This window comes from Cupriavidus sp. 291-E7, from assembly GCF_057798835.1.
Map to the genome: position 1 here is coordinate 404,486 of NZ_JBYOJV010000003.1, position 26,502 is coordinate 430,987.

Below are 26,502 nucleotides of genomic sequence, written 5' to 3' on the forward strand. Positions count from 1 at the left end.
GAGCGGCGAGCCGCGGCGATGCGGTGCGGCTACACTGGATGCCACGCCCATCGCCACGGAAACTCCACCATGCCGCGCCTTAGCCTGCTGCCGCTGACTGCTGTCGTGACTGCTTCGATCGGACTCGCGGCCTGCGCGCCGGATTCCTTCCGCAATTACGAGGCGCGCGGCCTCAACAATTACCTCGACAAGGTCCAGGCCGTCTGTGCCAATACGCGCCTGGGCAACCAGCCGCTTGGCGAATGGCTGCGCAGCGGCTCGGATGAAAGCGACAGCAACTACGTCTACTGGCTCGACCAGACGTCGCGCCTCTACTACAACCGCATCACCGTGCCCGAGTATCGCGGTTCGATCGCCGGCACCTTCGGTGGCGACAAGTCCAATGCCGACGCGCTGGACTGCATCGTGCGCAATCTTCCGGCGGATCGCCCGACCAGCCCGCCTGGCGGCATGTTCTGATTTTTTTGAATTGCCAGGTTGTGCGAATCGGCACGGCTGGCTATGATCAGTCCCCAGTGGCCGAGACAACGGCCACGACGTCGCTCGGACGGTTCCGGGCGCTTACGTATAGGACTCCTCCATGACTGCCGAATCCGGCAAGCGCCGCTTTGCGCGCATCGATCGTCTTCCCCCCTACGTTTTCAATATCACCGCCGAGCTCAAGATGGCCGCCCGCCGCCGTGGCGAGGACATCATCGACATGAGCATGGGCAACCCCGACGGTGCCACGCCGCCTCATATCGTGGCCAAGCTCGTGGAAGCCGCGCAGCGGCCCGATACTCATGGCTATTCGGCGTCAAAGGGCATTCCGCGCCTGCGCAGGGCCATTTCTCACTGGTATCGGGACCGCTATGACGTGGAGATCGATCCGGACCGCGAAGCCATCGTCACGATTGGCTCGAAGGAGGGGCTGGCGCACCTGATGCTGGCCACGCTCGATCGCGGCGATACCGTGCTGGTGCCCGATCCGAGCTATCCGATCCATATCTACGGTGCGGTGATTGCGGGGGCCGACATCCGCTCGGTGCCGCTGACGCCGGACATCGACTTCTTTGCCGAGCTCGAACGCGCGATTCGCGGCAGTTATCCGAAGCCCAAGATGATCGTGCTCGGGTTCCCGTCGAATCCGACGGCGGCATGCGTGGAACTCGATTTCTTCGAGCGCGTGATCGCGCTGGCGCGCAAGCACGACATCTTCGTGGTGCATGACCTGGCCTATGCGGACATCGTGTTCGATGGCTGGAAGGCGCCATCGATCATGCAGGTGCCCGGCGCCAAGGATATTGCGGTGGAGTTCTTCACGCTATCGAAGAGCTACAACATGGCTGGCTGGCGCATTGGCTTCATGGTCGGCAACCCCGATCTCGTGGCCGCGCTGACCCGCATCAAGAGCTATCACGACTACGGTACCTTCACGCCGCTGCAGGTGGCGGCGATTGCCGCGCTGGAAGGCGACCAGCAGTGCGTAAAGGAGATCGCCGCCGAGTATCAGGCGCGCCGCGACGTGCTGGCGCGCGGGCTGATCGAGGCGGGCTGGCAGGTGGATATTCCGAAAGCGTCGATGTATATCTGGGCGCGGATTCCCGAACCGTATCGCGCACTGGGCGCGCTCGAATTCTCGAAGCAGCTGCTGGCCAAAGCCAAGGTATCGGTATCGCCGGGCATCGGCTTTGGCGACTTCGGCGATGAGTACGTGCGGTTTGCGCTGATCGAGAACGAATCGCGGATTCGGCAGGCCGTGCGTGGCATCAAGTCGATGTTCCGCGCGGATGGGCTGGTGAAGCCGGCGGTGGTTTGAGTCTGCTTCGTATTTAAAACCCGGTTGGTGTTCTCCCCTCTCCCGCCTTGCGGGAGAGGGGCCGGGGGAGAGGGCTCAGCGGTTCAAATCGCGGCATGTCGGCAAGCAGAGCCGCATGGCCCTCTCCCCCAACCCCTCTCCCGCAAGGCGGGAGAGGGGAGCAAACCGAGCGTATTTGAAACGCTGTCGGTGTTCTCCCCCCTCAGAAATACCCCAGAAACCGCTTCATGATCGGCGACAGTGCTTCGGCGCGGTGCGCCATCAGGATGCGGCTCGCGGCGTCCGGTCCGGCGATCGATCGATACGCTACGCCCGGAATGCCCGTTCGCGCATAGATCTCCGGTAGCACCGACACCCCAGCGCCACTGGCAACCAGGCCGATGATCGTAGTAGCCTCGCGCGCTTCCTGCGCGACGTTCGGCGCAAAGCCGGAACGGTTGCACAACGTCGTCACATGGTCGAACAATCCACAGCCAAGCCCGCGCGGAAAGAGCAGAAAGCGCTCCGGTGAGAGCGCGCTGATGTCGATATCGTCATTGCCGTCCGCCAGCGTATGGGCAACCGGCAACACCGCCACCAGCCGGTCGGTCAGCACCTCGCGCACCGCAATGCTTGCCGGGGGACGAAACTGTGGCGATGGCCGCAGGAATGCGATGTCGATCTCGCCGTTTTCCAGTTGCTGCAACTGCTGCCCCGTCGACATATGCACAAGCTCAAGCTTGGCATGGCGATGGGCTTCCCGAAACGCGTGCACCGCGCGCGGAAAAATATCCTGCATCGGCACGGAAGCCGTGAAGCCGACGCGGATTTCTCCGGCCTCGCCCGAGGCCACCTGCCTGACCACTTCGCGCGCCTGGTCCAGATTGGCCAGCGCGGCACGTGCCTTGTCCAGGAACAGTTCGCCAGCGGGCGTCAGCGCCACGTGATGGCGCGAGCGTTCCAGCAGTGTGCTGCCAAGTTCATCCTCCAGTGCCTTGATCTGCACGCTCAGCGGAGGCTGGCTGACATGCAGCCGGCGAGCGGCCTCGCTGAAGCTCAGTGCCTCGGCAACGGCCACGAAATAGCGGAGTTGGCGGAAGTCCATTGATAGTGAATCGAAATAACGAGCTATCTGAAAACGTATTGGACAGTATCACGAGCGGCCCCGAGAATGCGAGCACATCCTCACAACATCTGGAGACTTGCATGCTGCGCGGGCTCGCTCGTATTCGTTTTTCGCAGGGCGGGAGCCGCCCGGTCATGGCAACGCTGCTGACGGCGGCGATGGCAACGCTGGCAATGGGTGCGTCGGTGGCGCATGCCGATGCCTACCCCGACAAGCCGATCCGTCTGGTGGTGCCGTATGCCGCAGGCGGCGCGGTCGACATCGTGGCCCGCTCGGTGGGCCAGCGCATGAGCCAGTTGCTCAAGCAGCCGATCATCGTCGACAACCGTCCCGGTGCCAGCACCAATATCGGCATGGATTTCGTCGCCAAGGCGCCGGCCGATGGCTACACGATCATGATGGCGTCGAACAGCCTGGCCACCAACGCGGCACTGTTCAACAAGCTCAGCTTCAATCCGACCACCGATTTCGCGCCCGTGGCACGCATCGGCGAGGCATCGCTGGTGGTGGTGGTGCCGGCCAAGTCGCCGTTCAAGTCGCTGAAGGATCTGGTTGCCCAGGCCAAGGCCCAGCCGGGCAAGCTCAACTATGCGTCGGCGGGTAATGGCAGCTCGGGCCACCTGGCTGGCGAACTGCTCAAGGACACCGCCAGCATCGACGTGCTGCACGTGCCCTACAAGGGCGGCGCACCGGCCATCACCGACTTGATCGGCGAGCGCATCACGTTCATGCCGATCAATCCGCTCGAAGTGATTTCGCATATCAAGGCCGGCACGCTGCGCCCGCTGGCAGTGGCCAGCGCCCAGCATTCGGCGCAATTGCCGAACGTGCCGACGTCGAAGGAAGAGGGCCTGCCCAACTTCACCGCATCGGTGTGGTGGGGCCTGGTCGCGCCCGCCAAGACGCCCGCGCCCATCGTCAAGCAACTGAACGCGGCCGCCAACACGGCGCTGGCCGATCCCGAGGTCAAGAAGCAGCTTGGCCAGCTTGGCGTCACGATCGTCTCCGGTACGCCGGAACAGTTCGGCCAGTTCGTGAAGACCGAAACCACGACGTGGAACAACGTGATCCACAAGGCCGGCATTACCGCGGACTAACGTCCCGACACGCTCAAAGATTTCAGGAAGCAAAGATGTCCCAGCAACAAGCAAACAAGCCCTCCATCCTGGTCGTCAGCGCGCATGCGGCCGACTTTGTCTGGCGCGCGGGCGGCGCCATTGCGCTGTACGCCGAGCGCGGCTACCACGTGCGCATCGTGTGCCTGTCCTTTGGCGAGCGTGGGGAGTCGGCCAAGATGTGGCGGCAACCCGGCATGACGATCGAGCGCGTCAAGGCGGCTCGTCTGGAAGAAGCGCAACGCGCCGCCGAAATTCTGGGCGGCACGCTCGAATGTTTCGATCTGGGCGACTATCCGCTGCGCGTGCCCGACGAAGCGCTGCTGCGTCTGGCGGACATCTACCGCGACATCCGCCCGGAACTGGTGCTGAGCCATTCGCGCGAAGACATCTACAACTTCGACCACCCGCTGGCCACGCACGTGGCGCAGGAGGCGAGGGTCATTGCCCAGGCGCACGGCTACAAGCCGGACGTGCCCGTGATCGGCGCGCCGCCGGTGTTCCTGTTCGAGCCGCACCAGCCGGAGCAGTGCAACTGGAAGCCCGACGTGCTGCTCGATATCTCGTCGGTGTGGGAGAAGAAGCAGCGCGCGTTCACGACGATGGCCGCGCAGGAACACCTGTGGGAGTACTACACCCGCGTGGCGCTGCAGCGCGGCGCACAGGCGACGCGCAATTCGGACAAGAAGATTCAGTACGGGGAAGGATATGCCCGTGTGTTTCCGCAAGTGACGGAGGAGCTGGCATGAGAACGGTTGCCTATCGCAACATCCTGCGCGCCGATGCGCAAGACATCGAATCGCTGGCCAGGTCCGGCGTGGCCACGGTGCACGAGGCGCAGCGCCGCACGGGCCTGATGAAGCCCTATCTGCGCCCGATCCAGAACGGGACGGCCATCGCCGGCAGTGCCGTGACGGCGCTGATGCATCCGGGCGACAACTGGATGATCCACGTGGCCGTGGAGATGATCCGCCCCGGCGATGTGCTGGTCGTGGCGCTGACCAGCGACTGCACGGACGGCGTGTTCGGTGACCTGCTGGCCACCTCCCTGAAGGCGCGCGGCGCGCGTGGCCTGATCCTGGACGCTGGCTGCCGCGATGTGGCCACGCTCAATGCGATGGGATTTCCGGTGTGGTCGCGCGCGGTATCCGCGCAGGGCGCCGTGAAGGAAACCGTGGGCGCCGTGAATGTTCCGGTGGTGTGCGCCGGTGCGCAGGTGCGGCCGGGCGACGTGATCGTCGCGGACGACGACGGCGTGGTTGTCGTTGCGCGGCCGCATGCCGGAGAGGTTGCGCGCAAGGCGGCCGAACGTGAAGCGCTGGAGGCGGCCAAGCGCGACAAGCTGGCTTCGGGCGTGCTGGGCGTCGACATGTACAACATGCGCCCGGCACTGGCCGACAAGGGCCTGGAGTACCTGGACCAGACCGTGGACTGGTACAGCGGCGCCGCGGAAGCCTGATCCGCACCCCGGCCGTATCTGGTATAAGACCCCCGAGAACATTGAAGCCGATCCCCGCTGGCGCGGGCGGGTCGGCCCAGCGGGGGGAGCCAGATGGAATTGCGCCAGCTTCAGTATTTCGTGCGGGTGGTCGAGCTTGGCAGCATGAGCCGTGCCGCGCTTGAACTCGACATGGTGCAATCGGCGGTCAGCCAGCAGATCAGCCGGCTGGAAAGCGAACTCGCCACCCGTCTGCTGCGCCGCACGCCGCAAGGCGTGACGCCGACCGAGGCCGGCCTTGCATTCTTTCACGAAGCCCAGCTGACGCTGCGCCACGCGGAGCAGGCACGCCGCGCGGCGCATCAGGCGCGCCTGTCCGGCGCCGTGAGCGTGGGGCTGGCGCCGACCACGGCGTCGGTCATCGGTGTGCCGCTGATCCGCGCCATGCGCGAGCGCTATCCCGATGTGCGCCTGCATATCGTCGAAAGCCTGTCGGGACACCTGACTGCCATGCTCAACGCGCGCCAGCTCGATCTCGCCGTGCTGTTCGGCACCCACGCGGCGCGCCGTTGGACAGTGATGCCGTTGCTCGAAGAAACGCTGTTCCTGATCCAGTCCCGGCAGATGCTGCCGCAAGGCCGCGCCGATCCGCCCACGCAGCGGACCATGACCGATCTTGCCGATGTGCCGCTGATCTTGCCAAGCGGCGTGCACGGCCTGCGCAGCACGCTCGATGCCGCGTTCGCGCGTGCCAAGGTCACGCCGCATGTGGTTCAGGAGGTGGATTCGCTGGCCATGCTGATGGATGCCGTCGACATGGGCTTTGGCGCCACGCTGCAGCCGTGGGCGGCGGTGGGCCGCTATCCCGACGCGGAAACCCGCTTTCATCTGGCGCAGATCGACGATCCTCAAGTCGGGCGGCGCAACCTGCTTTGCAGCCTTTCGGACGATGAACTGTCGCCAGCCGCGCTGGCGTTGCGCGTCGTGCTGGCCGATACCGCACGCGGGCTGGTGCGGTCCGGCGAATGGCGCGGGGCACGCTTGCTGGAGGGCTGATCCCGGCGCGGCCCGTGCTGGTGCAATGCATGGCCGCTTCCTATCCTTGCAGTGAAAGGGCGATGAACCCGTTGACCATAGGGCAGGGTGGCCGGCATGCGCGCATTGATTCTATGTTCCGTGCAGTTCCTGCTAGCGGTGACGTGGACGCTCTACGTGGCGTTTCTTCCGCAACTGGCTGCACAGGCGGGTCTTGCGCGCGCACAGGTGGCGTGGATCCTGATGATGGATCAGGTCATCTTCGTCGTCATGGACATGGCGCTGGGCATGGCGGCCGATCGCGCGGCGAATGCCATGCGCCGCCTGGGCGGGTGGATGCTTGCCTTGTCCGTGCTGTCGGCGCTGGCCTTTGTGCTGATGCCCGGCGTTGCATCGCCGGCATGGCTCTTTGCGCTGACCGCGATCTGGGCGGCGACATCGTCGGCACTGCGCGCGCCGCCGATGGTCATGATGGCGCGTCACCTCCAGGGTAGCGCGCCATCGTTCCTGGTGGCCTGTTCGCTGGTGGGTGTTGGCCTTGCCGGGGCGCTCGGGCCGATGCTGACCGCCTGGTTGCGCGGCGCATCGCCACTGTTGCCGTTTGCCGTGGCCAGTGCGGCTCTGGTGATCGCGGTGGTCGCATTGCGATGGGCGGAGTCATCCACGGCGGCGGGTCTGCCTGCCGTGTCGCCAGCCGGTAAGGGGGCATCGGCGGCTGGCTATCGACCGCCACTGTCGCGTGCGTGGCTGCTCTTCGTCGCGTTCTGGTTGCTCGCACTGGGGTTCCAGATCCATACATCCATCAACTCCGCGCCGGCCTATCTGCGCTTTGTATCGCCTGCCCAGCTGGTGCAGGTATCCCCATCGTTCTGGATCGGCTTTGCGCTGTGTGTGCTGCTGCCGCAAGCCGCATTGTTGCGGCGCTATTCCACTTATGTCGTGCTGCTGGCCGCGGCGGCGGCGGGCGCGCTGGCCCTGTTCGGATTTGCCGCCGCCGGATCGCTGCAGGCCGTGCTGGTGGCGCAATGCGTGGCGGGCGGACTCTGGGGAATTCTGTTCGGCTCGGCCCTCAATGCGGCGCTGGAAGCCGGCCACGTTGGCCGCGAGGGCGTATTTACCGGACTGGTGTTTGCGGTCGCCGCGACGGCGGCATTCGCGCGTATCGCCACGGTGTCGTCGGGTGCGAGCAAGGCCGCGCCCCTGGCGGGCTGGCTGCCGTGGGTGCCCGGCCTGGCGTGGAGTGCGGCCGCATTGCTGCTGGCGGCGTTCGTCGTTGGACATCTGCGCGACCGGAGGAGCCGCTCCGAAGCGCTCGCCGATCCCATCGGCAATAAGCTGACGCCACGTTGATGACTACGGATCGCCGCCAGGCGCGGCGGCGATCCGTTCGGTGCCTCGGCTACCGCTGCGTCAGCGCTCAGTCAGCGGCGATGTTCGATTCCTTGATGACCTTGGACCACCGCGCAACCTCGGCGGCGATCTGCGAGCGGGCTTCGTCAGGCGTGGTGTAGACAGGCATGGCGCCCTGGGAGGTGAGCGCGTTCTTCACTTCCTGCTGGGCCATGATGTCCTTGAGTGCCGCGCTCAACTTGCTGATGATGGGCGCGGGCGTGCCTGCCGGCGCCAGCAAGCCGAACATCGAACTGACTTCGAATCCGGCGAGGCCGGCTTCGCTGGCCGTCGGCACATCGGGCAACACGCGCTGCGGCGTGGCCGATGCCAGTGCGCGCAGACGGCCGCCCTTGATGAACGACTGCGTGGCCGGCAGCGTGTCGAAGACGACGTCCACCTGTCCACCCATCAGGTCGTTCAGCGCGGGGCTGCTGCCCTTGTACGGAACGTGCGTGAGGTCCACGCCGGCCTGGCGCTTGAACAACTCCGCGGCCAGGTGTTGCGGCGAACCGTTCCCCGACGATCCATAGTTCATGCCGCCCGGCTTGCCTTTGGCCGTGGCGATGAAGTCGGCGAGCGTTTTTCCCTTGAACGATGGACCGACCGCGACCACCAGCGGCACGCGTCCCACCACCGCAACCGGCGCGAAGCTCTTGTCCATCGTGAAACCGGCCGCCGATGGCAGCAGCACGCTGTTGATCGAATGGCTGGTGAGTGCGCCCAGCAGCAACGTGTAGCCGTCAGGCTTTTCCTTGGCCACGTAGGCGGCGCCAAGGTTGCCTGCCGCGCCGGCCTTGTTTTCCACGACCACTGGCTGGCCCAGGGACACCGAGAGCTTCTGGGCAATGACGCGGCCGATCACGTCCGTCGCGCCGCCAGGGGTGTAGGGCACAACCAGCTTGACGGGTTTGTCCGGGTAGTCCGCCCTGGCCAGTGCCGGAAACGCGCCGTTGACGGCCATGATGGCAGCCGCCATGAGCAGATATCGGCGCCTGGCGCCGGGTGGTCTGAGTGACAGATTCACGCAAGTCTCCTTCCATGTGTTTTGAACAGGCGCATGCCTGGCGCCTTTGCCAGGCGCTAGCCCGCACTCTAGTCAATCATATTATTAATAATATAGGTGATAGCCCTGACGACAATCGCCGGATGATTGGGCTATGCTCACGTCCAACGTGGCAACAAGGTGCGATGCATCAGGCCCCCCCGATCCAGCAGGAAGAATCCATGTCCGACAAAGAACAGAACCCGAAGGGCGCCGCGCCGCGCCATGACATCGCCCCCGAAGCCGCCGCCACCGGGATTTCCAAAGGCCTGACCAACTACGGGGACCGGGGTTTTTCGCTGTTCCTGCGCAAGGCATTCATCAAGGGGGCGGGCTACACCGATTCGGCGCTCGATCGTCCGGTGATCGGCATCGTCAACACGGGCAGCGCGTACAACCCGTGTCATGGCAATGCCCCGCAACTGATCGAGGCCGTGAAGCGCGGGATCATGCTGGCGGGTGGCCTGCCGATGGACTTTCCGACCATCTCGATCCACGAGAGCTTTTCGGCGCCGACCAGCATGTATCTGCGAAACCTCATGTCGATGGACACCGAGGAGATGATCCGGGCGCAGCCGATGGACGCCGTCGTGCTGATCGGCGGTTGCGACAAGACCGTGCCCGCGCAACTGATGGGTGCCGCGTCGGCGGCCATTCCCGCCATCCAGCTGATCACCGGCTCGATGCTGACCGGCTCGCACCGCAGCGAACGTGTTGGCGCCTGTACCGATTGCCGCCGCTACTGGGGCAAGTTCCGCGCGGAGGAGATCGATGCCGAGGAGATTGCCGACGTCAACAATCAGCTCGTGGCCAGCGTCGGCACCTGTTCGGTCATGGGCACGGCCAGCACGATGGCGTGCATTGCCGAGGCACTCGGCATGACCGTGCCTGGCGGTGCATCGCCGCCCGCCGTGACGGCGGACCGCATCCGCGTGGCCGAGCAGACCGGCACGGAAGCGGTGCGGATTGCCAAGGAGCGGCTGACGATCGACAAAATCCTGACGCCCGCCGCCTTCGAAAACGCCATGCGGGTGCTGCTGGCGATTGGTGGATCGACCAACGGCATCGTGCATCTGGCCGCTATCGCCGGGCGTATGGGTTACGACATCGACCTCGCCGCGCTGGACCGCATGGGCCGCGATACCCCGGTGCTGCTGGATCTGAAGCCGTCCGGCGACCACTACATGGAAGACTTCCACCACGCCGGGGGCATGGCCACGCTGTTGCGCGAACTGAAGCCGCTGCTGAACCTCGACGCCATGACGGTCACCGGCCGCACGCTCGGGGAAGAGATCGAGCGCGCGGGTCCGGGCTTTGCGCAGGACGTAGTGCGTTCGCGCGAGAACCCCATCTATCCGCAAGGCGGCATCGCGGTGTTGCAGGGCAACCTGGCACCGGGCGGCGCGATCATCAAGCAGTCGGCGGCCCATCCGAAGCTGATGGAGCATGAGGGGCGCGCCGTGGTGTTCGAAAACGCCGAGGATCTGGCCAACCGCATCGACAGCGACGACCTTGACGTCACGGCGGATGACATCCTGGTGTTGAAGAACATCGGTCCCAAGGGGGCGCCCGGCATGCCCGAGGCCGGCTATATCCCGATTCCGCGCAAACTGGCCCGCGCCGGGGTAAAGGACATCGTCCGGATTTCCGACGGGCGCATGAGCGGCACGGCGTTCGGCACAATCGTGCTGCACGTCACGCCGGAAGCGGCGATTGGCGGCCCGCTGGCCCATGTGCGCAACGGCGACCGCATCAGCCTGTCGGTATCGGGCCGTTCACTGCAACTGCATGTCAGCGACGAAGAACTGGCACGGCGCGCGGCGGAGCGGCCGGTGGTGGAGCCGACCGCCGACCGTGGCTACCGGAAGCTGTTCCTGACCACGGTGAATCAGGCGGACCAGGGCGTGGACTTCGACTTCCTGCGCGCCGTGGAAAACCGGGGCAAGGTGCCCGGCAGCGGCGCGTAAGTGCCGAGGGGCGTCCTGGGCATCAGAAAATGGGTCAAAATGACGGCTTTCATTCCGACTAGTCACCACGCGCCCGACGCTCGTTCCGGCGCGAATTCCCTGATGCCCAGCCCCGACCTGCCTAGCGCGGCCCCTGAAACCGGCGACGACATCGCCTTCGCATCCCAGGACTCCCTGAGCGGCATGGTCGCCGCGCTGGAAGAGGACATCGTCTTCGGCCGGCTTCATCCGCGTGAGCGGCTGGTTGAAGATGACCTGATGGTCCGCTTCAACGTGAAGCGGCACGTCGTCAGAGACGCGCTGGCCGTGCTCGATCGCATGGGGCTTATCGAGCGGCGCAAGAATGTGGGCGCGCTGGTGCGCTCGTTCTCGGTGCAGGAGGTCAAGGAGCTGTACGAGGTGCGCACGATGCTGGAGACGGAAGCGGCGCGGCGCATCGATCTGCAGCTCGTGCCATCCCGTCTGGAGCACCTGATCGCCATTCAACGGCAGCACGACGCCGCCGTGGCGGCGGGCGACGCCCGCACGGTGTTTCGCGTCAACCTGGCATTCCATCGCGAACTGTTTAGCCTCTGCAGCAACCAGACGCTCCAGAAAGCCATTGCGGAGTTTGCGCGGCAGACGCACCCGATCCGCTTTGCTTCGCTGGTCTCGGCCGAATATCGTGAACGCGCGCGGAACGAGCACTGGCAGATGATCGAAGCGCTGCGCAATGGCGATGTCGACGCGCTGGTGAGGCTATGCGCCGATCACTTGCAGCCATCGCGCGATGCCTACCTGAACGCGCAGCAATTCCGGCTGTAGCGCCGCATGGGCGCGGTGCTTACAAGGTCCCCTTGGCCTGGTCCTTGAGCCACTGCCGGAAGACCTGCAGCGCCGGCAGTTGTGCCGATTCATCGGGATACACCAGGTAGTAGCCCTTCGGGTGCCGCCATGTCCGGCGGGAAAGCCGTTTCAATCGTCCGAGCGCAAGCATGTCGTCGGCCATATAGGGCGGCAGCAGCGCAACACCCATCCCAGCGACCGATGCGTTCAGCGCCATCGACATGATCTCGTAGCGCGGACCCTCGCGCGTGGCGTCGCCGTCAATGCCTTCGAGCTTGAACCATTCATCCCATGCGTCTGGCAAGGTTTGATGGTGAATCAGCGCCGCGCGAGGCGTATCGGGGCCGATCGTCTTGCCATGCCTGCGGATCCATTCCGGTGCGGCGTAGGGCGACAGCATCAACGGCAGCACGAATTCATTGTGGAGTCCTTCGCGCTGGCCGTCGCCAAACTCCAGCGATGCGTCCACGGCCGTGGTGCGGAAGTCCACCGGCCCGACGCGCGTGCCGAGATTCAGCGTGATTTCACCGTGGTCTCTCGTGAAACCGGGCAGGCGCGGAATCAGCCAATAGGTGCCGACCGATGCGCCGGCCGATAGCGAAAGCGTTCCGCCTCGGCCCTTCAGCGCCATCACGTTGGCCGTCGCGCGTTCCAGCCGTTGCAGCAGCGGCGCAATCTCGTTCAGGTAATAGCGGCCGGCGTCGGTCAACACCAGCGCGTCGCGCCGGCGCGTGAACAGCTTGACGCCGAGCCTGTCTTCCAGCGTCTGGATCTGCCGGCTGACCGCCCCCTGCGTGAGCCGCAGCTCCCTGGCAGCCGCCGTGAACGAATGCAGCCGGGCGCTGGCTTCCAGGCACAGCAGGGACATCGTGGAGGGGGCGCGTACGTGGAAGTTCATGGGGCAGGGGCGCTGGTCAGCTGGATCTCGGGGGCGGATATCCATGAGGAAACCTCATGCTAGCCCCAGGAAACATGGTTTGTCCAACGGCGCTTGCGAATCTACGATCTTTCGGACACAGGGGTATTTCCCACGACAAAAGAGAGGCAGGAGAAAGGCCAATGACCACGAGACGCATCACACGGCGCGAGATGATGAAGCTGGGGCTCGCCGCCGCATCACTGGGCCTGCCGGGCCTGTCACGGGCCGCCGCCTGGCCCGCGCGGCCGGTCCGGCTCGTCGTGCCGTCCGCCGCCGGCGGCTCGCCGGACGCCGTATGCCGAATTCTGGCCGAAGAGCTTTCGGTGTCCCTGGGGCAGTCGTTCATCGTCGATAACAAGCCGGGCGGGGCTGGCAACGTCGGCATGGTCGATCTGGTCAACGCCGCCGCGGATGGCTACACGATCGGTTACGGCAACGTCGGCACGCTCGCCATCAACAAGTCGCTGTTCCGGAAGCTGCCCTACGATCCGGACAAGCAGCTCGTACCGGTGGCCTTGCTTGGCTATGTCCAAAACGCATTGGTGGTGCGCAAGGACCTGGGCGTGAACAGTGTCCAGGCGCTGATCGCGCTGGCCAAGGCCAAGCCCGGCACGCTGACGATGGGGTCGGCCGGCAATGGCACGACCGGGCACCTGAGCGGGGAACTGTTCAAGAGCATGACCGGCACGTCGATGACCCACGTGCCCTATCGCGGCAGTCCGCAAGCAATTCAGGACCTGATGGGCGGACAGGTCGACCTGATGTTCGACAACCTCAGCTCGATTTCGCCGCACATCAAGGCGGGCCGGCTCAAGGCACTGGCGGTGACCGGTGCGCAGCGCAGCGGCTTGTTCCCCGATATTCCGACGCTGGCCGAATCGGGCGTGCCCGGTTACGACATCGTGGCCTGGGGCGGCATCGTGGCACCCGCCAAAACGCCGCCCGAAATCATCGCGCGGCTGAACAGCGCCATCAATGCCAGTCTGGCCAAGGCGGCGGTGCGCGACCGCTACGCCGCCATCGGCTTCGAGACGCTGACCGGCCCGCCCGCACGGCTGACCGAGCGCGTGGCGCGCGAAACCCCGCTTTGGGCTGGCGTCATCAAGCGCTCCGGCGCGCAAGTGGACTGACCTTTCAAACTTCCCCCTCAGAAACGCATCATGAAGACTTCCATTCGCGCATGCCTGGTGTGGCTCGCACTGACGCCGCTGTTCGCACTGCCCGTATCCGCCCAACAGGCCAAAGGCCAGCCTGAGCCGTCCGGCAATGCCCGCAAGCCTGGCGTTGTCATCCTCGCCACCGGTGGCACGATCGTCAGTGCCACGCGCTCACCTACGGACATGGCCAACTACAGCGGCGCACTGGCGGGCGTCGATTCGCTCCTGAAGGCAGTGCCGCAGATTCATGACTACGCCAACGTGCGGGCCGAGCAGATCGTCAACGTCGGCAGCAACGTCATTACCAGCGAAAACATTCTCAACCTTGCCAAACGGGTGAACGCCGTGCTGGCGGAACCCGATGTGGCGGGCGTCGTCGTCACGCACGGCACCGACACGATGGAGGAAACGGCCTATTTCCTGAGCCTCGCCACGCGGTCGAGCAAGCCGATTGTCATCACCGGATCGATGCGGCCTGCCACTTCGCTCAGCGCGGATGGCCCGGTCAACCTGCTAGACGCCGTCATGGTGGCGGCCGATCCAGGCTCGCGCGACCGTGGCGTGATGGTCGTGATGAACGACCGCATCAGCGCGGCACGGTACGTGACCAAGATGAACACGCTGAACGTCGACACGATGGGCGCGCTGGAGCAAGGCTACCTTGGTGTCATTGCCGGCGAGCGCGTGCTTTATTACTTCGAGCCGGCACGCGCCAAGGGCGAGCTGTACTTCGACGTGTCCTCGGTTACCAAGCTGCCGCAGGTGGAACTGGTCTATCGCTACCAGGGGCAGGAAATGCAGCTCGTGCGCGATGCGGTGAAGGAGGGCGCGCAGGGCGTGGTCATCGGGTTCACCGGCAACGGCAACGCCAGTCCCGATCATGAGGCGCTGATTCGGGAGTTCGGCAGCAAGGGGATTCCAGTCGTCCGAAGCTCGCGCGCGGTGAGCGGCATCGTGACGCCGAAGGTATCGGGCAGCATGGCCACGGGCAGCCTGTCGGCGCAGAAGGCACGCATCCTGTTGATGCTGGCGCTGACCCGGACCAAAGACCTGGGGCAGATATCCGAGTTCTTCGCGCAACAATGAACGCCGGAGCAAGCGTATGACAACGACTACGACGCTGGATCTGATTATCGAAGGCGGCACCGTCATCGACGGCACTGGCGCACCCCGTCGCCGCATGGACGTGGGTATCGCCGGAGACCGCATCGTTCGGCTTGGCGACCTGGCGGATGTTCCCGCCGCCAGACGCTTCGATGCGTCCGGCCACGTCGTCGCCCCCGGCTTTATCGACGTGCATACGCACGATGACCGGCTTCTGCTTGATGCACCGGAGGGGCCGCATCCAAAGCTGTCGCAAGGCGTGACGACGGTCATCACCGGCAATTGCGGGATCAGCCTGGCGCCACTGCAATCGGCCGGGACGCCGCCCGCGCCGCTCGACCTGCTTGGGACAGGCGCCTGGCGATACGAGCGTTTTGGCGACTATCTGGACGATCTGGAGGCGTCCGGCCCGGCGGTCAATGCCGCCTGCCTCGTCGGGCATTCGACGCTGCGGGTAAGGCGCATGGACCGGCTCGACCGGGCCGCCACGGCGAGCGAGCAGCGGCTGATGGCGGCCGATCTTGCCGAGGCGCTGGCGGCGGGCGCCATCGGCATGTCCACCGGGCTTTACTACCCGCCGGCAAGGGCGGCGGACACCGCCGAAGTGATCGCGGTGGGTGCGCCGCTGACCGATGCCCAGGGCATCATCACGATGCATATCCGGGATGAGGGCGACGCCATCGTCGACGCATTGACCGAGGCGCTGCGGATCGGCCACGCGCTCGGCATCGAGACGGTGCTGTCCCATCACAAGCTGGTCGGCAAGGCCAATCACGGGCGATCCGTGGAAACGCTGGCCATGATCGAAGCCGCTGGCAGGAACCAGTCGGTCTGCCTGGACTGCTACCCGTACAACGCATCGTCGACCATGCTGCTGCCGGCGCGTATCGCCCAGTCCGACGACGTTCGCGTGACGTGGTCGAAGGCCGATCCCAGCGCGGCCGGCCAGTCGCTGTTTGCATTGGCCCGGGAGCGGGGCATGTCGCCCGAGGCGCTTGCCGAGGCGCTGCAGCCGGCGGGTGCCATCTACTTCGCCATGAACGAAGACGACGTGAGCCGCATCCTGCAGTATCCGGCGACGATGGTCGGCTCCGATGGCCTGGCGCACGATGTGAGTCCGCATCCACGGCTCTGGGGCACCTTTCCGCGCGTGCTCGGACACTATGCGCGCGATCGCGGGCTGTTCCCGCTCGAAACGGCCGTGCACAAGATGACCGGGTTGAGCGCTGGCCGCTTTGGCCTGGCCGGGCGGGGCGTCGTCGCCGAAAATCATTTCGCCGATATCGTCGTGTTCGACGCACAGACGGTGAGCGATTCCGCCACGTTTGACCACCCGACGGCGGTGAGCACCGGCATCAAGGCGGTGTTCGTCAACGGCCAGCTCGCCTGCCAGGACGGCCAGTCCATGAACGTGCACGCGGGCAGCGTGCTACGCCACCGGCGCGCCACTTAACGCCGCGCGCGGCCAGGGTCCGGGGAGCCTCTCCCGGACCCCATCACAAATCGTGATACCCCCATTCCAGTCAAGGGCTTAGCAGCGTTCCACCCTGCGGATAGAGTGCCGGACAGACTACAGAAGGCATAGAAAGTCGTGTCCATCCCCACTCATCATCCCAGCAGGCAGGGCGCTCGCGCATGATCGACGTCCTGGTAATCGGTGGCGGCAATGCCGCCCTCTGCGCAGCGCTGATGGCCCGCGAAGCCGGGGCCAGCGTGATGCTGCTCGAAGCCGCGCCGCGCGAATGGCGCGGCGGCAATTCTTCCCATACCCGCAACCTGCGCTGCATGCATGACGCGCCGCAGGACGTGCTGGTCGATGCGTATCCCGAAGAGGAATACTGGCAAGACCTGCTCAAGGTCACCGGTGGCCTGACCGACGAAAAGCTCGCGCGCCTGGCCATTCGCGCGTCGTCGACCTGCCGCGACTGGATGCGCAGCCACGGCGTTCATTTCCAGCCGCCGCTGTCCGGCGCGCTGCACGTGGCGCGTACCAATGCGTTCTTCATGGGCGGCGGCAAGGCGCTGGTCAATGCGTACTTCCGCAGCGCCGAGCGCCTGGGCGTGCAGATCCGCTACAACGCACCGGTCGACGCGATCGAACTGGACGGCGGCCGCTTTGTGGCGGCGCGTATCGGCAGCGAACGTATCGAGGCGCGCGCCTGCGTGCTGGCCGCTGGCGGGTTCGAATCGAACCGCGAATGGCTGCGCGATGCCTGGGGCCAGAACGAGCGCGGCGAATGGCCGGCTGACAACTTCCTGATTCGTGGCACGCGCTACAACATGGGCGTGCTGCTCAAGTACATGATCGACGCGGGCGCCGATGCAATCGGTGATCCGTCGCAGTCGCACTGCGTGGCCATCGACGCGCGCGCGCCGCTCTATGACGGCGGCATCTGCACGCGCATCGACTGTGTATCGCTGGGCGTGGTGCTCAATGCCAATGCCGAGCGCTTCTACGACGAAGGCGAAGACTTCTGGCCCAAGCGCTACGCCATCTGGGGCCGGCTGGTGGCGCAGCAGCCGCAGCAGATCGGCTACTCGATCATCGACGCCAAGGCCGTCGGCCGTTTCATGCCGCCGGTGTTTCCGGGCGTCAAGGCCGACACGCTGCCTGAACTGGCGCGCAAGCTTGGGCTGGACGAGGCCACGTTCATGCGCACGATCAACGAATACAACGCCGCATGCCGCGTCGGCAAGTTCGACCATACGGTGCTCGATGACTGCCACACCGAGGGCGTGACGCCGGGCAAGACGCACTGGGCGCGGCCGATCGACACGGCGCCGTTCTACGGCTATGCGCTGCGTCCCGGCATCACCTTCACCTACCTGGGCCTGAAGGTGAACGACGAATCGGCGGTGCATTTTGACGGCGAGCCGAGCCCGAACCTGTACGTGGCCGGCGAAATGATGGCCGGTAACGTGCTGGGCAAGGGCTACACCGCCGGCGTGGGGATGGCCATCGGCACGGCGTTCGGCCGCATCGCGGGCACCCAGGCGGCAAAGGCTGCCGTTCGCATGGCAGCGGCACCAAAGGCATCACGGGAAAAGGAATATGCAACATCTTGAAGCGCTGACGCGCGAGGCGGCGGCGCTGGCCAATGGCGCGCTGCCGTTGACCACCGACGAGGCCGAAGTGGCCCGCACCCTGCAGATCTGCAACGCCTGCCGCTATTGCGAGGGCTTCTGTGCCGTGTTTCCGGCGATGACGCGCCGCCTGGAATTCCCCAAGGCGGACATTCATTACCTGGCCAACCTGTGCCACAACTGCGGCGCCTGTTATCACGCCTGCCAGTACGCGCCGCCGCACGAGTTCGCGGTGAATATCCCGCAGGCGATGGCCAAGGTCCGTGTGCAGACCTACGGCGACTACGCATTCCCGGCGGCATTGGGCGGACTGTACCGGCGCGCGGGCACCACGATGGCACTGGCGCTGGCCGGCGGCCTCGCGCTGTTCCTGCTGATGGTGCTGGCCATGCGCGGCACGCTCTTGCATGAGCCGCTGGCTGGCAACTTCTACGCGATCTTCCCGCACAACCTGCTGGCGGCGATGTTCGGCGTGGTCTTCCTGTTTGCCTGCGGGGCGCTTGGGATTGGCGTGACGCGCTTCTGGCGCCGCGTCACGCCCGGCACGCGCAATGGCGACGAGCGCGGCGCCGCAACCGGCAGCGCGGTACACGATGCGCTGAAGCTGAAGTACCTGGACGGTGGTCATGGCCAGGGCTGCAACAACGATGACGATGCATTCACGCTGCTGCGCCGCCGCTTCCACCATTTCACGTTCTATGGCTTCATGCTGTGCTTTGCGGCAACGGCCGTGGCCACTCTTTACCACTACCTGCTGGACCTGCATGCGCCGTATCCGGTGACCAGCCTGCCGGTGCTGCTGGGTATCGCGGGCGGCATCGGCCTGCTCGTGGGGCCGGCTGGCCTGCTCTGGCTGAACCTCAAGCGCGACGAACGGACGACGGACACCAGCCAGAAGCCGATGGACCGTGGCTTTATCGCGCTGCTGTTCCTGACCAGCGCCAGTGGGCTGTTGCTGCTGGGCTTCCGCGATACCGGCGCGATGGCGGCATTGCTGGCCGTGCACCTGGGTATCGTGATGGCGCTGTTCCTGACGCTGCCCTACGGCAAGTTCGCGCACGGCATCTATCGCAGCGCGGCATTGCTGAAGTACCACATCGAAAAACGCCGGCCCAGCGATCTCGCGCTCGGCTCGGACTGAATTGAATTGAATCGAAACACGGAATCCACCAAGGAGACAGATCATGACGAAACCCGGTGTGCTGAACATCCCGTCGATGCGCAGCCAGTGCAGCGAGGCGGAATGGCAGGCGCGCGTGGACCTGGCTGCGTGCTACCGGCTGGTCGAGCTGTACGGTATGGCGGACATGATGGCCAACCACATCTCCGTGCGCGTGCCCGACGAGGAGGACGCCTTCCTGATCAACCCGTACGGCATGATGTACGAGGAGATCACGGCATCGTGCCTGATCAAGGTGGACCACGACGGCAAGATTTTGTCGAAGCCCGATTTCGGCGCGCTGAACTACGGCATCAACAAGGCCGGCTACGTGATTCACAGCGCCGTGCACCATGCGCGCCCCGAAGTGGCCTGTGTGATTCACACCCATAGCTGGGCATCGATGGCCGTGTCGTCGCTGGAATGCGGACTGCTGCCAATCACGCAGACGGCCATGCGCTTTCTCAAGATCGGCTACCACGACTATCAGGGCGTGGTGCTGGATACGGCCGAGCAAGAGTCGCTGATCGCGGACCTGGGCCGTGGCGAGGCGCTGATCCTGCGTAACCACGGCGCGCTGACCGTCGGCAATTCCGTCGGCGAAGCCTTCAACTGGATGCACCGGCTGGAACTGGCCTGCCGCTCGCAGGTGGCGGCCATGTCGTGCAACACGCCGCTGCAGAAGGTGTCGGCCGATGTGCTCGAAGAAACCTGGAATAACTACCAGCCCGGCACGCGCCGTCCGTATGGCCTGATGGAATGGCCCGCGTTGCTGCGCAAGCTGGACCGGCTGGACCCGAGTTATCGGGACTGAAGCGCCCGACGAGACCGGCGACAAAGACGGCGCTGACCGTTCCGCCGGTTCTCTCCCTTCTCCCGCGTGCGGAAGAAGGGCGGGGGAGAGCGCAGGGCCATTCCATTCGAGATTTGCGGCAAGCAGAACCTCGGGCCCTCTTCCCCAACCCTTTCCCACGAGTGGGCAAGGGGAGCAAAAAAGCAAGAAAGCAAGAAAGCAAAAATCCAATACCGAAGAAAGCCCCCGATTTTGCAGGTTGGAGTAGACAAATGAATCGCAGACGTATGCTGGCGCAGGTCCTTGCGCTTGGCGCCGCCCCCTATGTCATCGGCGCCCGCGCCCAGGGGCTGTCCAACAAGCCCGTGACACTGATCGTGCCGTTCGCCCCCGGCGGCAATCTCGATGTGGTGGCGCGCGCCATCGCCCCCGCGCTGGAACAGAATCTTGGCCGCAACGTGATCGTCGATAACCGCCCCGGCGCCGGTGGTGTGATCGGCGCTTCGGCGGTGGCACGAGCCGAACCCGATGGCAGCACGTTGCTGGTGACCACGCCCAACGCGGTGGTGGTGCTGCCGAAGATGACGCGCACGAACTTCAAGCTGGCGAGCTTCAGCCCGGTGGGGCTGGTGTCGACGACCGCGCTGGTAATCGTCGTCAAAGGCGGCGATACGCGCTTCAAGGATGTCGGGGCGCTGCTGAGCTATGCGCGCGCCAATCCCGGCAAGCTGGCGGCGGGCCACGCCGGACCCGGCACGACCAATCACATGGCGCTGCTGCAACTTGAGGATGCCGCGAAGATCCGGCTCAACCAGGTGCCATACAAGGGCTCGGCCCCGGCGCTGGTGGACCTGATGGGCGGGCAGATCGATATGGTGGTGGACCAGTTGACCAGCTCCGCGCCGCATATCCAGTCCGGCGCGCTGCGCGCACTGGCGGTGATGTCGCGCGAGCGCGATGCGGCACTGCCGAAGGTGCCGACGCTGCGCGAGTCGGGCCTGGCAAATTTCGAAGCCACCACGGCCACGGGCCTGCTGGCGCCGGCCGGCACACCGGCCAAGGTCGTGGATGCGATCAACGCCGCGCTGCGCAAGGCGCTGGCAGAAGGCAGCGTCAAGAGCCGCCTGCAGAACGTTGGCAGCGTGGCACAGGCGTCGTCGCCGCAGGAGCTGTTGTCTTCGCTGCAGAAGGAAGATGAACGCGCGCAGGCGCTGGCTGCGGCAGGCCGGCTCAAGGCCGCGGAATAAGGGGGAAACATGACACGTCCTTGCCTGCCGCCGCTCGCATCCATCACGCCTGTCACGTTCCGTGCGCCAGCGGGCGCCTGTGACAGCCACGCCCACGTGTTCGGCCCGTTTGCGCGGTATCCGCTGGCCGGTGATCGCAGCTACACGCCCGCCGAACATCCGGCCGACGCCTTTATCGCCCATCTCGACGAACTGGGGCTGACGCGCGGCGTGCTCGTCACGGCCAGCGCCAGTGGCACCGACAACAGCGTGGTGACCGACGCGCTGCGCCAGTACCCGACGCGCCTGCGCGGCATCGCGGTGCCGGCACCCGATACGACCGATGCCGAGCTCGATGCATGGCACGAGGCCGGCGTGCGCGGCGTGCGCATCAACCTGTACCAGCTCGACGGCCATGCGGTGTATCGCAATGGCGTAGGCATCGACGTGCTCGAAGCGCTGGCGCCGCGCCTGAAGGCTCGCGGCTGGCATGCGCAGATCTGGATCCATGCGCCGGACCTCGTGACGCTTGGACCGCGTCTGAGGGCGCTCGGCTTGCCGCTGGTCATCGACCATATGGGTCGCATGGCCACGTCGCGCGGCGTGGGCGATGCGGGGTTTCAGGCGCTATGCGCGCTGCTGGCCGATGGCGTGGCCTGGACCAAGATCTCTGGCGCGGATCGTCTGCAGCCGGCCGGTGCGCCATACCGCGACGTCGATCCCTTTGTGGCGGCGCTGCTGAAAGCCAATCCCGAGCAGATCGTCTGGGGATCGGACTGGCCGCACATCAACTACTTCGAGGCGGCGCAGATGCCCGACGACGGCGTGCTGTTCAACCTGCTGGCGCGCTGGCTGCCCGACGAAGCCGATCGTCAGCGTGTGCTGGTGGCGAATCCCGCCAGACTGTACGACTTCGGGTGACGCCCCGACGGCGCACGCCAAAAACGAAAAATACAACAACTGGAACGGAGAGAGACCTTGAACCCCATCGCCCCCAAATTTGCGTTGCGAATCGCCGCCCGTAAAAGTGCCGCGCCCTGGCTGTTGGCGTGCGCGCTGACGGCCGGCCTGATGCTGGCACCCGCCGCGAAAGCGGAAGACTATCCCGCCAAGCCTGTGCGCGTGGTGGTGGCTTTCACCGCCGGGGGCACCACCGACATGCTGGCGCGCAGCGTGAGTCAGCAACTGGCGCAGCGCTTCAAGCAATCGTTCGTGGTGGACAACCGTCCCGGTGCCGGTGGCAACATCGGCACGGAGTTCGTGGTGCGTGCGCCGGCCGACGGATACACGCTGCTGGTGAATTCGGTAGGCCCGATCTCCATCAACCAGACGCTCTACAAGAAGCTCAATTACGATCCGCTGACGGACCTCGTGCCCGTCGTGCAGATCGCCGATGTACCCAACGTGCTGGTGGTGCATCCGTCGCTGCCGGTGAAGAACTTCGAAGAGTTCGTGGCGTACGCCAAGGCGAATCCGGGCAAGCTCAACTACAGCTCCACGGGCGTGGGCACGTCGTCGCATCTGTCGGGCTTCATGCTGACCGAACGTATCGGCACGCAGGCCACGCATATTCCGTACAAGGGTGCCGATGCGCTGAATGACTTGCTGTCCGGACGCATCCAGTTCATGTTCGCGACGATCCCGTCGGTGATGTCTCATATCCAGGCCGGCAAGCTGCGCGCCCTGGCCGTATCGAGTGCCAAGCGCTCACGTTCGCTGCCGGACCTGCCCACCGTGGCGGAGAAGGGGTTTCCGGGCTTCGAGGCCGGCTCGTGGTTCGGTTTCTTCGCGCCCAAGGGCACGCCGCAGGATGTGATCACGAAGGTCAACCAGGCCGTCAACGACGCACTGCCGTCGCTGCAGGCGCAGATGATCCGCGAAGGGGCGGACCCGGTCGGGGGATCGCCGAAACAGTTTGGTGACTTCGCGCGCAAGGAATACGTCAAGTGGAAGGCCGTGGTGAAAGCCTCCGGCGCCACCGTGGATTGAACACCCTCATGGCTCAAGAGACCCTGCGTATCCTGCTGTCCGCCGCCGCATTGCAGGCGCACCGCGCGGCCATCGATGCGGTGATCGATGCCGCAAAGACCGGCCGCGCCTGGCAGCCGGTGGTGGTGCCCGATATCGACGATCCACGTGCCGTGGATGCCGACGTGGCTTTTGTGTCGCGCGATGTGACCGGGCTTTCCACCAAGCACGAGATCCTGCCCGCCACGCAGCGCTTCTACACGGCGATGCTGGAGGCGCCGTCGCTACGCTGGGCGCACGCGCATTCGGCGGGTGCGGATCGGGCGATATATGGGCAACTGCGTCAGCGCGGCGTGACGGTGACCACATCGTCGGGCGCCAACGCGGGCGTGGTGGCACAAACTGCGCTGGCAGGGCTGCTGGCCCTGGCACGCCATCTGCCGCAGTTGATCGACGCGCAGCGCGAATGCCGTTGGGCGCCGCTGATCGGCAGCGGCCTGCCACGCGATCTGCAGGGGCAGCGTGCCACGATTGTCGGATGGGGGCCGATCGGGCAACAGATCGGCGCGGTGCTTCAGGTGCTGGGCCTGACGGTGAGCGTCGTCCGGCAGCGTGCCGCGGCGGCGGAGGCCGGGATCGAAATGTTGACGTTCGACCAGTTCGATGCGGTGTTGCCGCGCACCGACTGGCTGATCCTGGCATGTCCGCTGACCGACCTCACGCGCGGGCTGGTGAGCCGGGCGGCGCTGCAGCGGCTGCCTGCGGGCGCACGGCTGGTGAACGTGGCGCGTGGCGAGGTGGTGGATGAGCCGGCATTGATCGACGCCTTGCAGGCGGGCCACCTGGGCGGTGCCTACCTGGACGTGTTCGCGCATGAGCCACTGGCCGCCACGTCGCCGATCTGGTCGCTGCCCAACGTCATCGCAACGCCCCATAGCGCGGGCTTTTCGGATGGCAACGCCATGCGCGTGGTCGACATCTTTCTGGACAACCTGCGGCGCTGGACCGGTGGTGAAGTGCTGCGGAACAAGTCAGAGTGATCGATAGATAACCCGGTTGCGGAAATTTCCGCATGCAATTGCTGAACTTTCCGTAGCCCGATCGCAGGTCATCGTGGGGACAATAAACACCCCAGAGTCCTGACCGTTCATCGCCGTGCCCGACGTCACCGCCGCCTTGCCGACATTGCCACGCATCGTCGTCGCCGAAGATCATCCCGTGTATCTGATGGTCCTGCGGGAGCAGTTGCAACGCATCGGCGGTTGCCAGGTGGTGACTTGCGAACGCGGTGACGATGCGTGGGCTGCGCTGCAGCAGGGCGGAGCCGCCTTGCTGCTGACCGATATCGAGTTGCCCGGCATGGACGGCCTGGCCCTGGCCCGCGCCGTGCGTGACGCGGAGCAGGGCACGGACCGTCATCTTTGGATCGTGGTCGTCACGGCAACCGACGACCGCAAGGTGCACCGGGCGTGCATGGCTGCCGGCGTCGACGAGGTCCTGGTGAAGCCCGTCGGCATCGGCGTGCTCGGCGACCTGGTGCGCCGATATGCGCCGTTGCCGGCTTGAACGCCGCTAGCGGCTTCAGCCCTTCCAGGCCGAGCAGCGAATCACGCTGCAGAAGTTGCCGCGATGAAAGTGCGGGTCCTTGTCGGCCAGTACATCGGCCTTGACGTTGCCGAACGTGGTGTCCGGCTTGTGGCGAATGCCGTTGTAGAACGCCTCGATGATGTCTTCCTTGAAGTTCCCGCTGCGCGGATGCGCGTGCACCACCGTCTCGCGGTCGGCATCGGCAAACGTCTCGTAGCGGATGCCGAGCACATCCATCTCGACGCCTGCCGTCACCAATGCAATCTCGGGCGCCATGAATTCGGGGACGCCCGGCGTGGTGTGCAGCGCGATGGCGGTCCAGACCTTTTCCACTTCACGTTCACCAATGCCGCGGCTGCGCAGGAAATCGGCCGCGGCGTTGGCGCCATCGACCTCGAACCGCTTGTCCGGGCTGCTGTGTGCGTGAGTCAGCCCCATGTCATGGAACATCGCGCCAGCGTAGAGCAGTTCGCGGTCGTACTCGAGGCCACGGTGCAGACCGGCCAGCGCCGCCCAGTAGTAGACGCGGCTTGAGTGATGGAACAGCAACGGCGACTCGGTGTCGCGCACGAGTTCGGTGATTTCGCGGGCCAGCTTGCTGTCGGGAATGGCGATGTCGCCTACGGTGAAGTGCATCGTTTGACTCCAGTTCGGTGAGGGTTGCCTGGAGTCTAGGAGTGCGGGTAGTATGTCTTCAATCGTCTTGTTGCGACGAATTGGGACATAGCCGGGATTTCCGGACGATCGGCGCACCATCAACCTTTTCTCGCCATGCCTGCTACCCGAACCATCGGCCTGTTGGCCACTGAAGGCGTTCAGCTGCTGGACGTATCAGGCCCGCTCGATGTCTTTGCCGAAGCCAACGCCCAGGCCGGGGCCAGGGTCTATCAGATGCAGGTAGTGGCGGTGCGGCGCGGGCCGGTCACGGCATCGTCGGGTGCCCGGTTGCTGCCCGATATCGTGATCGAGGACGACCCGGCGGGCGCGCGGTTGCCGCGTTTCCATACGCTGCTGGTGGCGGGCGCGCCGCATGCCGGCGATGCGCCTGCCGAACCACTGGTGCTGGACTGGCTGCGCCATGCCGCCCCGGCGGCACGACGCTACGGCTCGGTATGCAGTGGCGCGTTCCTGCTGGCGGAAGCGGGATTGCTCGATGGCCGTCGCGTCACCACGCACTGGGCGGCGGCGGATGCGCTGGCGGCCCGCTTTCCGAAGGTGTCCGTGGATGCTGATGCGATTCACGTGCGCGACGGCAAGCTGCGGACGGCGGCTGGCGTCACGGCGGGCATGGACCTGGCGCTGGCCCTGGTGGAAGAAGATCTGGGCCGCGATATCGCGCTGAAAGTGGCCAGCCAACTGGTGATGTTTTTCAAGCGACCCGGCGGGCAGGGCCAGTTCAGCCGCCGCGAAGCACCGGCCGCCGCCAATCGTTCGGCGCTCCAGGAATTGCAGCGATGGGTCGCCGCGCATCCGGCGGCGGCGCATGACGTGCCCAGCCTGGCCGCGAGGATCGGTGTCAGCGCCAGGCACCTGTCGCGCCTGTTTCAAGAAGAGGTGGGCGTGACACCGGCGAACTGGGTGGAAGCGGCGCGTGTGACGGCGGCGCGCCAGTTGCTGGAGGAGGGCAACATCGTGCCCAAGCAGGTGGCGGCCGAGTGTGGGTTTTCCAGCGTCGACACGCTGCGGCGCGCGTTCCTGCGCGTGGTGGGCGTGACCCCCGCTGAGTATCGCAAGCGGTTTGTGTCGGCGGTGGATTGACCGGCGCCCCACGGATTGCCGTGGAGGGCG

At 65.5% G+C, this 26,502-nt stretch carries 25 protein-coding genes; 21 read left to right on the plus strand and 4 right to left on the minus strand.

The features are described from left to right. Window positions 1-69: 69 nt before the first annotated feature. Window positions 70-459, plus strand: coding sequence for a hypothetical protein (locus AC3FLX_RS07820; RefSeq protein WP_488695345.1), 390 nt, complete (start codon window positions 70-72; stop codon window positions 457-459). A gap of 121 nt (window positions 460-580) precedes the next feature. Continuing rightward, window positions 581-1,798 (plus strand): alanine transaminase, encoded by a 1,218-nt coding sequence (alaC, locus tag AC3FLX_RS07825; RefSeq protein ID WP_488695346.1) that lies wholly within the window; start codon window positions 581-583, stop codon window positions 1,796-1,798. A gap of 202 nt (window positions 1,799-2,000) precedes the next feature. On the opposite strand, the gene AC3FLX_RS07830 is transcribed toward alaC, so the two are convergent. Next, a complete protein-coding gene (locus AC3FLX_RS07830; RefSeq protein WP_488695348.1) occupies window positions 2,001-2,882 on the minus strand; it encodes a LysR substrate-binding domain-containing protein in 882 nt (293 codons plus the stop codon). A gap of 101 nt (window positions 2,883-2,983) precedes the next feature. On the opposite strand from AC3FLX_RS07830, the gene AC3FLX_RS07835 reads away from it, so the two are divergent. The 5 genes from AC3FLX_RS07835 to AC3FLX_RS07855 all read left to right on the plus strand — a co-directional run bounded on the left by AC3FLX_RS07835 (window position 2,984) and on the right by AC3FLX_RS07855 (window position 7,841). Further along, window positions 2,984-4,000 carry a Bug family tripartite tricarboxylate transporter substrate binding protein gene (locus AC3FLX_RS07835; protein WP_488695350.1) on the plus strand — a complete coding sequence of 339 codons (1,017 nt, stop codon included), beginning with the start codon at window positions 2,984-2,986 and terminating at the stop codon, window positions 3,998-4,000. A 35-nt stretch (window positions 4,001-4,035) separates the two neighbouring features. After that, on the plus strand, window positions 4,036-4,767 hold the full coding sequence (locus AC3FLX_RS07840) for a PIG-L deacetylase family protein (RefSeq protein ID WP_488695351.1): 732 nt from the start codon (window positions 4,036-4,038) through the stop codon (window positions 4,765-4,767). Then, a complete protein-coding gene (locus AC3FLX_RS07845; RefSeq protein ID WP_488695352.1) occupies window positions 4,764-5,477 on the plus strand; it encodes a 4-carboxy-4-hydroxy-2-oxoadipate aldolase/oxaloacetate decarboxylase in 714 nt (237 codons plus the stop codon). Before AC3FLX_RS07840 ends, AC3FLX_RS07845 begins: the two co-directional genes overlap by 4 nt. A 93-nt stretch (window positions 5,478-5,570) precedes the next feature. Next, window positions 5,571-6,512, plus strand: coding sequence for a LysR family transcriptional regulator (locus tag AC3FLX_RS07850; RefSeq protein ID WP_488695354.1), 942 nt, complete (start codon window positions 5,571-5,573; stop codon window positions 6,510-6,512). A gap of 96 nt (window positions 6,513-6,608) precedes the next feature. Further along, a complete protein-coding gene (locus AC3FLX_RS07855; protein ID WP_488695356.1) occupies window positions 6,609-7,841 on the plus strand; it encodes an MFS transporter in 1,233 nt (410 codons plus the stop codon). A 67-nt stretch (window positions 7,842-7,908) separates the two neighbouring features. On the opposite strand, the gene AC3FLX_RS07860 is transcribed toward AC3FLX_RS07855, so the two are convergent. Next, on the minus strand, window positions 7,909-8,859 hold the full coding sequence (locus AC3FLX_RS07860) for a Bug family tripartite tricarboxylate transporter substrate binding protein (protein WP_488695612.1): 951 nt from the start codon (window positions 8,857-8,859) through the stop codon (window positions 7,909-7,911). Window positions 8,860-9,107: 248 nt separating this feature from the next. Here AC3FLX_RS07860 and AC3FLX_RS07865 point away from each other — a divergent pair, with 248 nt between their 5' ends. Together AC3FLX_RS07865 and AC3FLX_RS07870 are read left to right on the plus strand one after the other, a co-directional pair. Beyond that, window positions 9,108-10,892, plus strand: a complete 1,785-nt coding sequence (locus AC3FLX_RS07865) for an IlvD/Edd family dehydratase (RefSeq protein WP_488695358.1) — start codon at window positions 9,108-9,110, stop codon at window positions 10,890-10,892. 183 nt (window positions 10,893-11,075) lie between these two features. Beyond that, window positions 11,076-11,696: a GntR family transcriptional regulator gene (locus AC3FLX_RS07870; protein WP_488695614.1), complete on the plus strand. Its 621-nt coding sequence runs from the start codon at window positions 11,076-11,078 to the stop codon at window positions 11,694-11,696. A gap of 19 nt (window positions 11,697-11,715) precedes the next feature. Here AC3FLX_RS07870 and AC3FLX_RS07875 read toward each other — a convergent pair whose 3' ends face one another. Further along, complete coding sequence (locus AC3FLX_RS07875) at window positions 11,716-12,615, minus strand: LysR substrate-binding domain-containing protein (protein WP_488695360.1); 900 nt, start codon at window positions 12,613-12,615, stop codon at window positions 11,716-11,718. A 161-nt stretch (window positions 12,616-12,776) separates the two neighbouring features. Here AC3FLX_RS07875 and AC3FLX_RS07880 point away from each other — a divergent pair, with 161 nt between their 5' ends. The 11 genes from AC3FLX_RS07880 (at window position 12,777) to AC3FLX_RS07930 (ending at window position 24,693) form a co-directional block, all read left to right on the plus strand. After that, the gene (locus AC3FLX_RS07880) at window positions 12,777-13,766 is read left to right on the plus strand and encodes a Bug family tripartite tricarboxylate transporter substrate binding protein (RefSeq protein WP_488695362.1); all 990 of its coding nucleotides are present in this window, start codon (window positions 12,777-12,779) and stop codon (window positions 13,764-13,766) included. A gap of 30 nt (window positions 13,767-13,796) precedes the next feature. Further along, complete coding sequence (locus AC3FLX_RS07885; protein ID WP_488695364.1) at window positions 13,797-14,879, plus strand: asparaginase; 1,083 nt, start codon at window positions 13,797-13,799, stop codon at window positions 14,877-14,879. Window positions 14,880-14,895: 16 nt separating this feature from the next. Beyond that, window positions 14,896-16,350 (plus strand): N-acyl-D-amino-acid deacylase family protein, encoded by a 1,455-nt coding sequence (locus AC3FLX_RS07890; RefSeq protein ID WP_488695366.1) that lies wholly within the window; start codon window positions 14,896-14,898, stop codon window positions 16,348-16,350. 182 nt (window positions 16,351-16,532) lie between these two features. After that, on the plus strand, window positions 16,533-17,963 hold the full coding sequence (gene tcuA / locus AC3FLX_RS07895) for an FAD-dependent tricarballylate dehydrogenase TcuA (protein WP_488695368.1): 1,431 nt from the start codon (window positions 16,533-16,535) through the stop codon (window positions 17,961-17,963). Next, window positions 17,950-19,122, plus strand: a complete 1,173-nt coding sequence (gene tcuB, locus AC3FLX_RS07900) for a tricarballylate utilization 4Fe-4S protein TcuB (protein WP_488695370.1) — start codon at window positions 17,950-17,952, stop codon at window positions 19,120-19,122. Before tcuA ends, tcuB begins: the two co-directional genes overlap by 14 nt. A 43-nt stretch (window positions 19,123-19,165) precedes the next feature. Continuing rightward, window positions 19,166-19,954 (plus strand): class II aldolase/adducin family protein, encoded by a 789-nt coding sequence (locus tag AC3FLX_RS07905; RefSeq protein WP_488695372.1) that lies wholly within the window; start codon window positions 19,166-19,168, stop codon window positions 19,952-19,954. 251 nt (window positions 19,955-20,205) lie between these two features. Then, window positions 20,206-21,180 carry a Bug family tripartite tricarboxylate transporter substrate binding protein gene (locus AC3FLX_RS07910; RefSeq protein WP_488695373.1) on the plus strand — a complete coding sequence of 325 codons (975 nt, stop codon included), beginning with the start codon at window positions 20,206-20,208 and terminating at the stop codon, window positions 21,178-21,180. Between the two features lie 9 nt (window positions 21,181-21,189). After that, window positions 21,190-22,080: an amidohydrolase family protein gene (locus AC3FLX_RS07915; RefSeq protein ID WP_488695375.1), complete on the plus strand. Its 891-nt coding sequence runs from the start codon at window positions 21,190-21,192 to the stop codon at window positions 22,078-22,080. Window positions 22,081-22,230: 150 nt separating this feature from the next. Then, window positions 22,231-23,148: a Bug family tripartite tricarboxylate transporter substrate binding protein gene (locus tag AC3FLX_RS07920; RefSeq protein ID WP_488695615.1), complete on the plus strand. Its 918-nt coding sequence runs from the start codon at window positions 22,231-22,233 to the stop codon at window positions 23,146-23,148. An 8-nt stretch (window positions 23,149-23,156) separates the two neighbouring features. Continuing rightward, entirely contained in the window at window positions 23,157-24,167 is a 1,011-nt protein-coding gene (locus AC3FLX_RS07925) for a D-2-hydroxyacid dehydrogenase (RefSeq protein ID WP_488695377.1), read from the plus strand. A 115-nt stretch (window positions 24,168-24,282) separates the two neighbouring features. Continuing rightward, window positions 24,283-24,693 carry a response regulator gene (locus AC3FLX_RS07930; protein WP_488695378.1) on the plus strand — a complete coding sequence of 137 codons (411 nt, stop codon included), beginning with the start codon at window positions 24,283-24,285 and terminating at the stop codon, window positions 24,691-24,693. Window positions 24,694-24,708: 15 nt separating this feature from the next. Here AC3FLX_RS07930 and AC3FLX_RS07935 read toward each other — a convergent pair whose 3' ends face one another. After that, on the minus strand, window positions 24,709-25,350 hold the full coding sequence (locus tag AC3FLX_RS07935; protein ID WP_488695380.1) for an HD domain-containing protein: 642 nt from the start codon (window positions 25,348-25,350) through the stop codon (window positions 24,709-24,711). Between the two features lie 135 nt (window positions 25,351-25,485). On the opposite strand from AC3FLX_RS07935, the gene AC3FLX_RS07940 reads away from it, so the two are divergent. After that, window positions 25,486-26,472, plus strand: a complete 987-nt coding sequence (locus AC3FLX_RS07940; protein ID WP_488695382.1) for a GlxA family transcriptional regulator — start codon at window positions 25,486-25,488, stop codon at window positions 26,470-26,472. Window positions 26,473-26,502 lie beyond the last annotated feature (30 nt).

Coding starts and splice junctions, on each gene's coding strand:
- AC3FLX_RS07820 (WP_488695345.1), top strand. CDS start 70: ATGCCGCGCCTTAGCCTGCTGCCGCTGACTGCTGTCGTGACTGCTTCG.
- alaC (WP_488695346.1), top strand. CDS start 581: ATGACTGCCGAATCCGGCAAGCGCCGCTTTGCGCGCATCGATCGTCTT.
- AC3FLX_RS07830 (WP_488695348.1), bottom strand. CDS start 2,882: ATGGACTTCCGCCAACTCCGCTATTTCGTGGCCGTTGCCGAGGCACTG.
- AC3FLX_RS07835 (WP_488695350.1), top strand. CDS start 2,984: ATGCTGCGCGGGCTCGCTCGTATTCGTTTTTCGCAGGGCGGGAGCCGC.
- AC3FLX_RS07840 (WP_488695351.1), top strand. CDS start 4,036: ATGTCCCAGCAACAAGCAAACAAGCCCTCCATCCTGGTCGTCAGCGCG.
- AC3FLX_RS07845 (WP_488695352.1), top strand. CDS start 4,764: ATGAGAACGGTTGCCTATCGCAACATCCTGCGCGCCGATGCGCAAGAC.
- AC3FLX_RS07850 (WP_488695354.1), top strand. CDS start 5,571: ATGGAATTGCGCCAGCTTCAGTATTTCGTGCGGGTGGTCGAGCTTGGC.
- AC3FLX_RS07855 (WP_488695356.1), top strand. CDS start 6,609: ATGCGCGCATTGATTCTATGTTCCGTGCAGTTCCTGCTAGCGGTGACG.
- AC3FLX_RS07860 (WP_488695612.1), bottom strand. CDS start 8,859: ATGGCGGCTGCCATCATGGCCGTCAACGGCGCGTTTCCGGCACTGGCC.
- AC3FLX_RS07865 (WP_488695358.1), top strand. CDS start 9,108: ATGTCCGACAAAGAACAGAACCCGAAGGGCGCCGCGCCGCGCCATGAC.
- AC3FLX_RS07870 (WP_488695614.1), top strand. CDS start 11,076: ATGGTCGCCGCGCTGGAAGAGGACATCGTCTTCGGCCGGCTTCATCCG.
- AC3FLX_RS07875 (WP_488695360.1), bottom strand. CDS start 12,615: ATGAACTTCCACGTACGCGCCCCCTCCACGATGTCCCTGCTGTGCCTG.
- AC3FLX_RS07880 (WP_488695362.1), top strand. CDS start 12,777: ATGACCACGAGACGCATCACACGGCGCGAGATGATGAAGCTGGGGCTC.
- AC3FLX_RS07885 (WP_488695364.1), top strand. CDS start 13,797: ATGAAGACTTCCATTCGCGCATGCCTGGTGTGGCTCGCACTGACGCCG.
- AC3FLX_RS07890 (WP_488695366.1), top strand. CDS start 14,896: ATGACAACGACTACGACGCTGGATCTGATTATCGAAGGCGGCACCGTC.
- tcuA (WP_488695368.1), top strand. CDS start 16,533: ATGATCGACGTCCTGGTAATCGGTGGCGGCAATGCCGCCCTCTGCGCA.
- tcuB (WP_488695370.1), top strand. CDS start 17,950: ATGCAACATCTTGAAGCGCTGACGCGCGAGGCGGCGGCGCTGGCCAAT.
- AC3FLX_RS07905 (WP_488695372.1), top strand. CDS start 19,166: ATGACGAAACCCGGTGTGCTGAACATCCCGTCGATGCGCAGCCAGTGC.
- AC3FLX_RS07910 (WP_488695373.1), top strand. CDS start 20,206: ATGAATCGCAGACGTATGCTGGCGCAGGTCCTTGCGCTTGGCGCCGCC.
- AC3FLX_RS07915 (WP_488695375.1), top strand. CDS start 21,190: ATGACACGTCCTTGCCTGCCGCCGCTCGCATCCATCACGCCTGTCACG.
- AC3FLX_RS07920 (WP_488695615.1), top strand. CDS start 22,231: ATGCTGGCACCCGCCGCGAAAGCGGAAGACTATCCCGCCAAGCCTGTG.
- AC3FLX_RS07925 (WP_488695377.1), top strand. CDS start 23,157: ATGGCTCAAGAGACCCTGCGTATCCTGCTGTCCGCCGCCGCATTGCAG.
- AC3FLX_RS07935 (WP_488695380.1), bottom strand. CDS start 25,350: ATGCACTTCACCGTAGGCGACATCGCCATTCCCGACAGCAAGCTGGCC.
- AC3FLX_RS07940 (WP_488695382.1), top strand. CDS start 25,486: ATGCCTGCTACCCGAACCATCGGCCTGTTGGCCACTGAAGGCGTTCAG.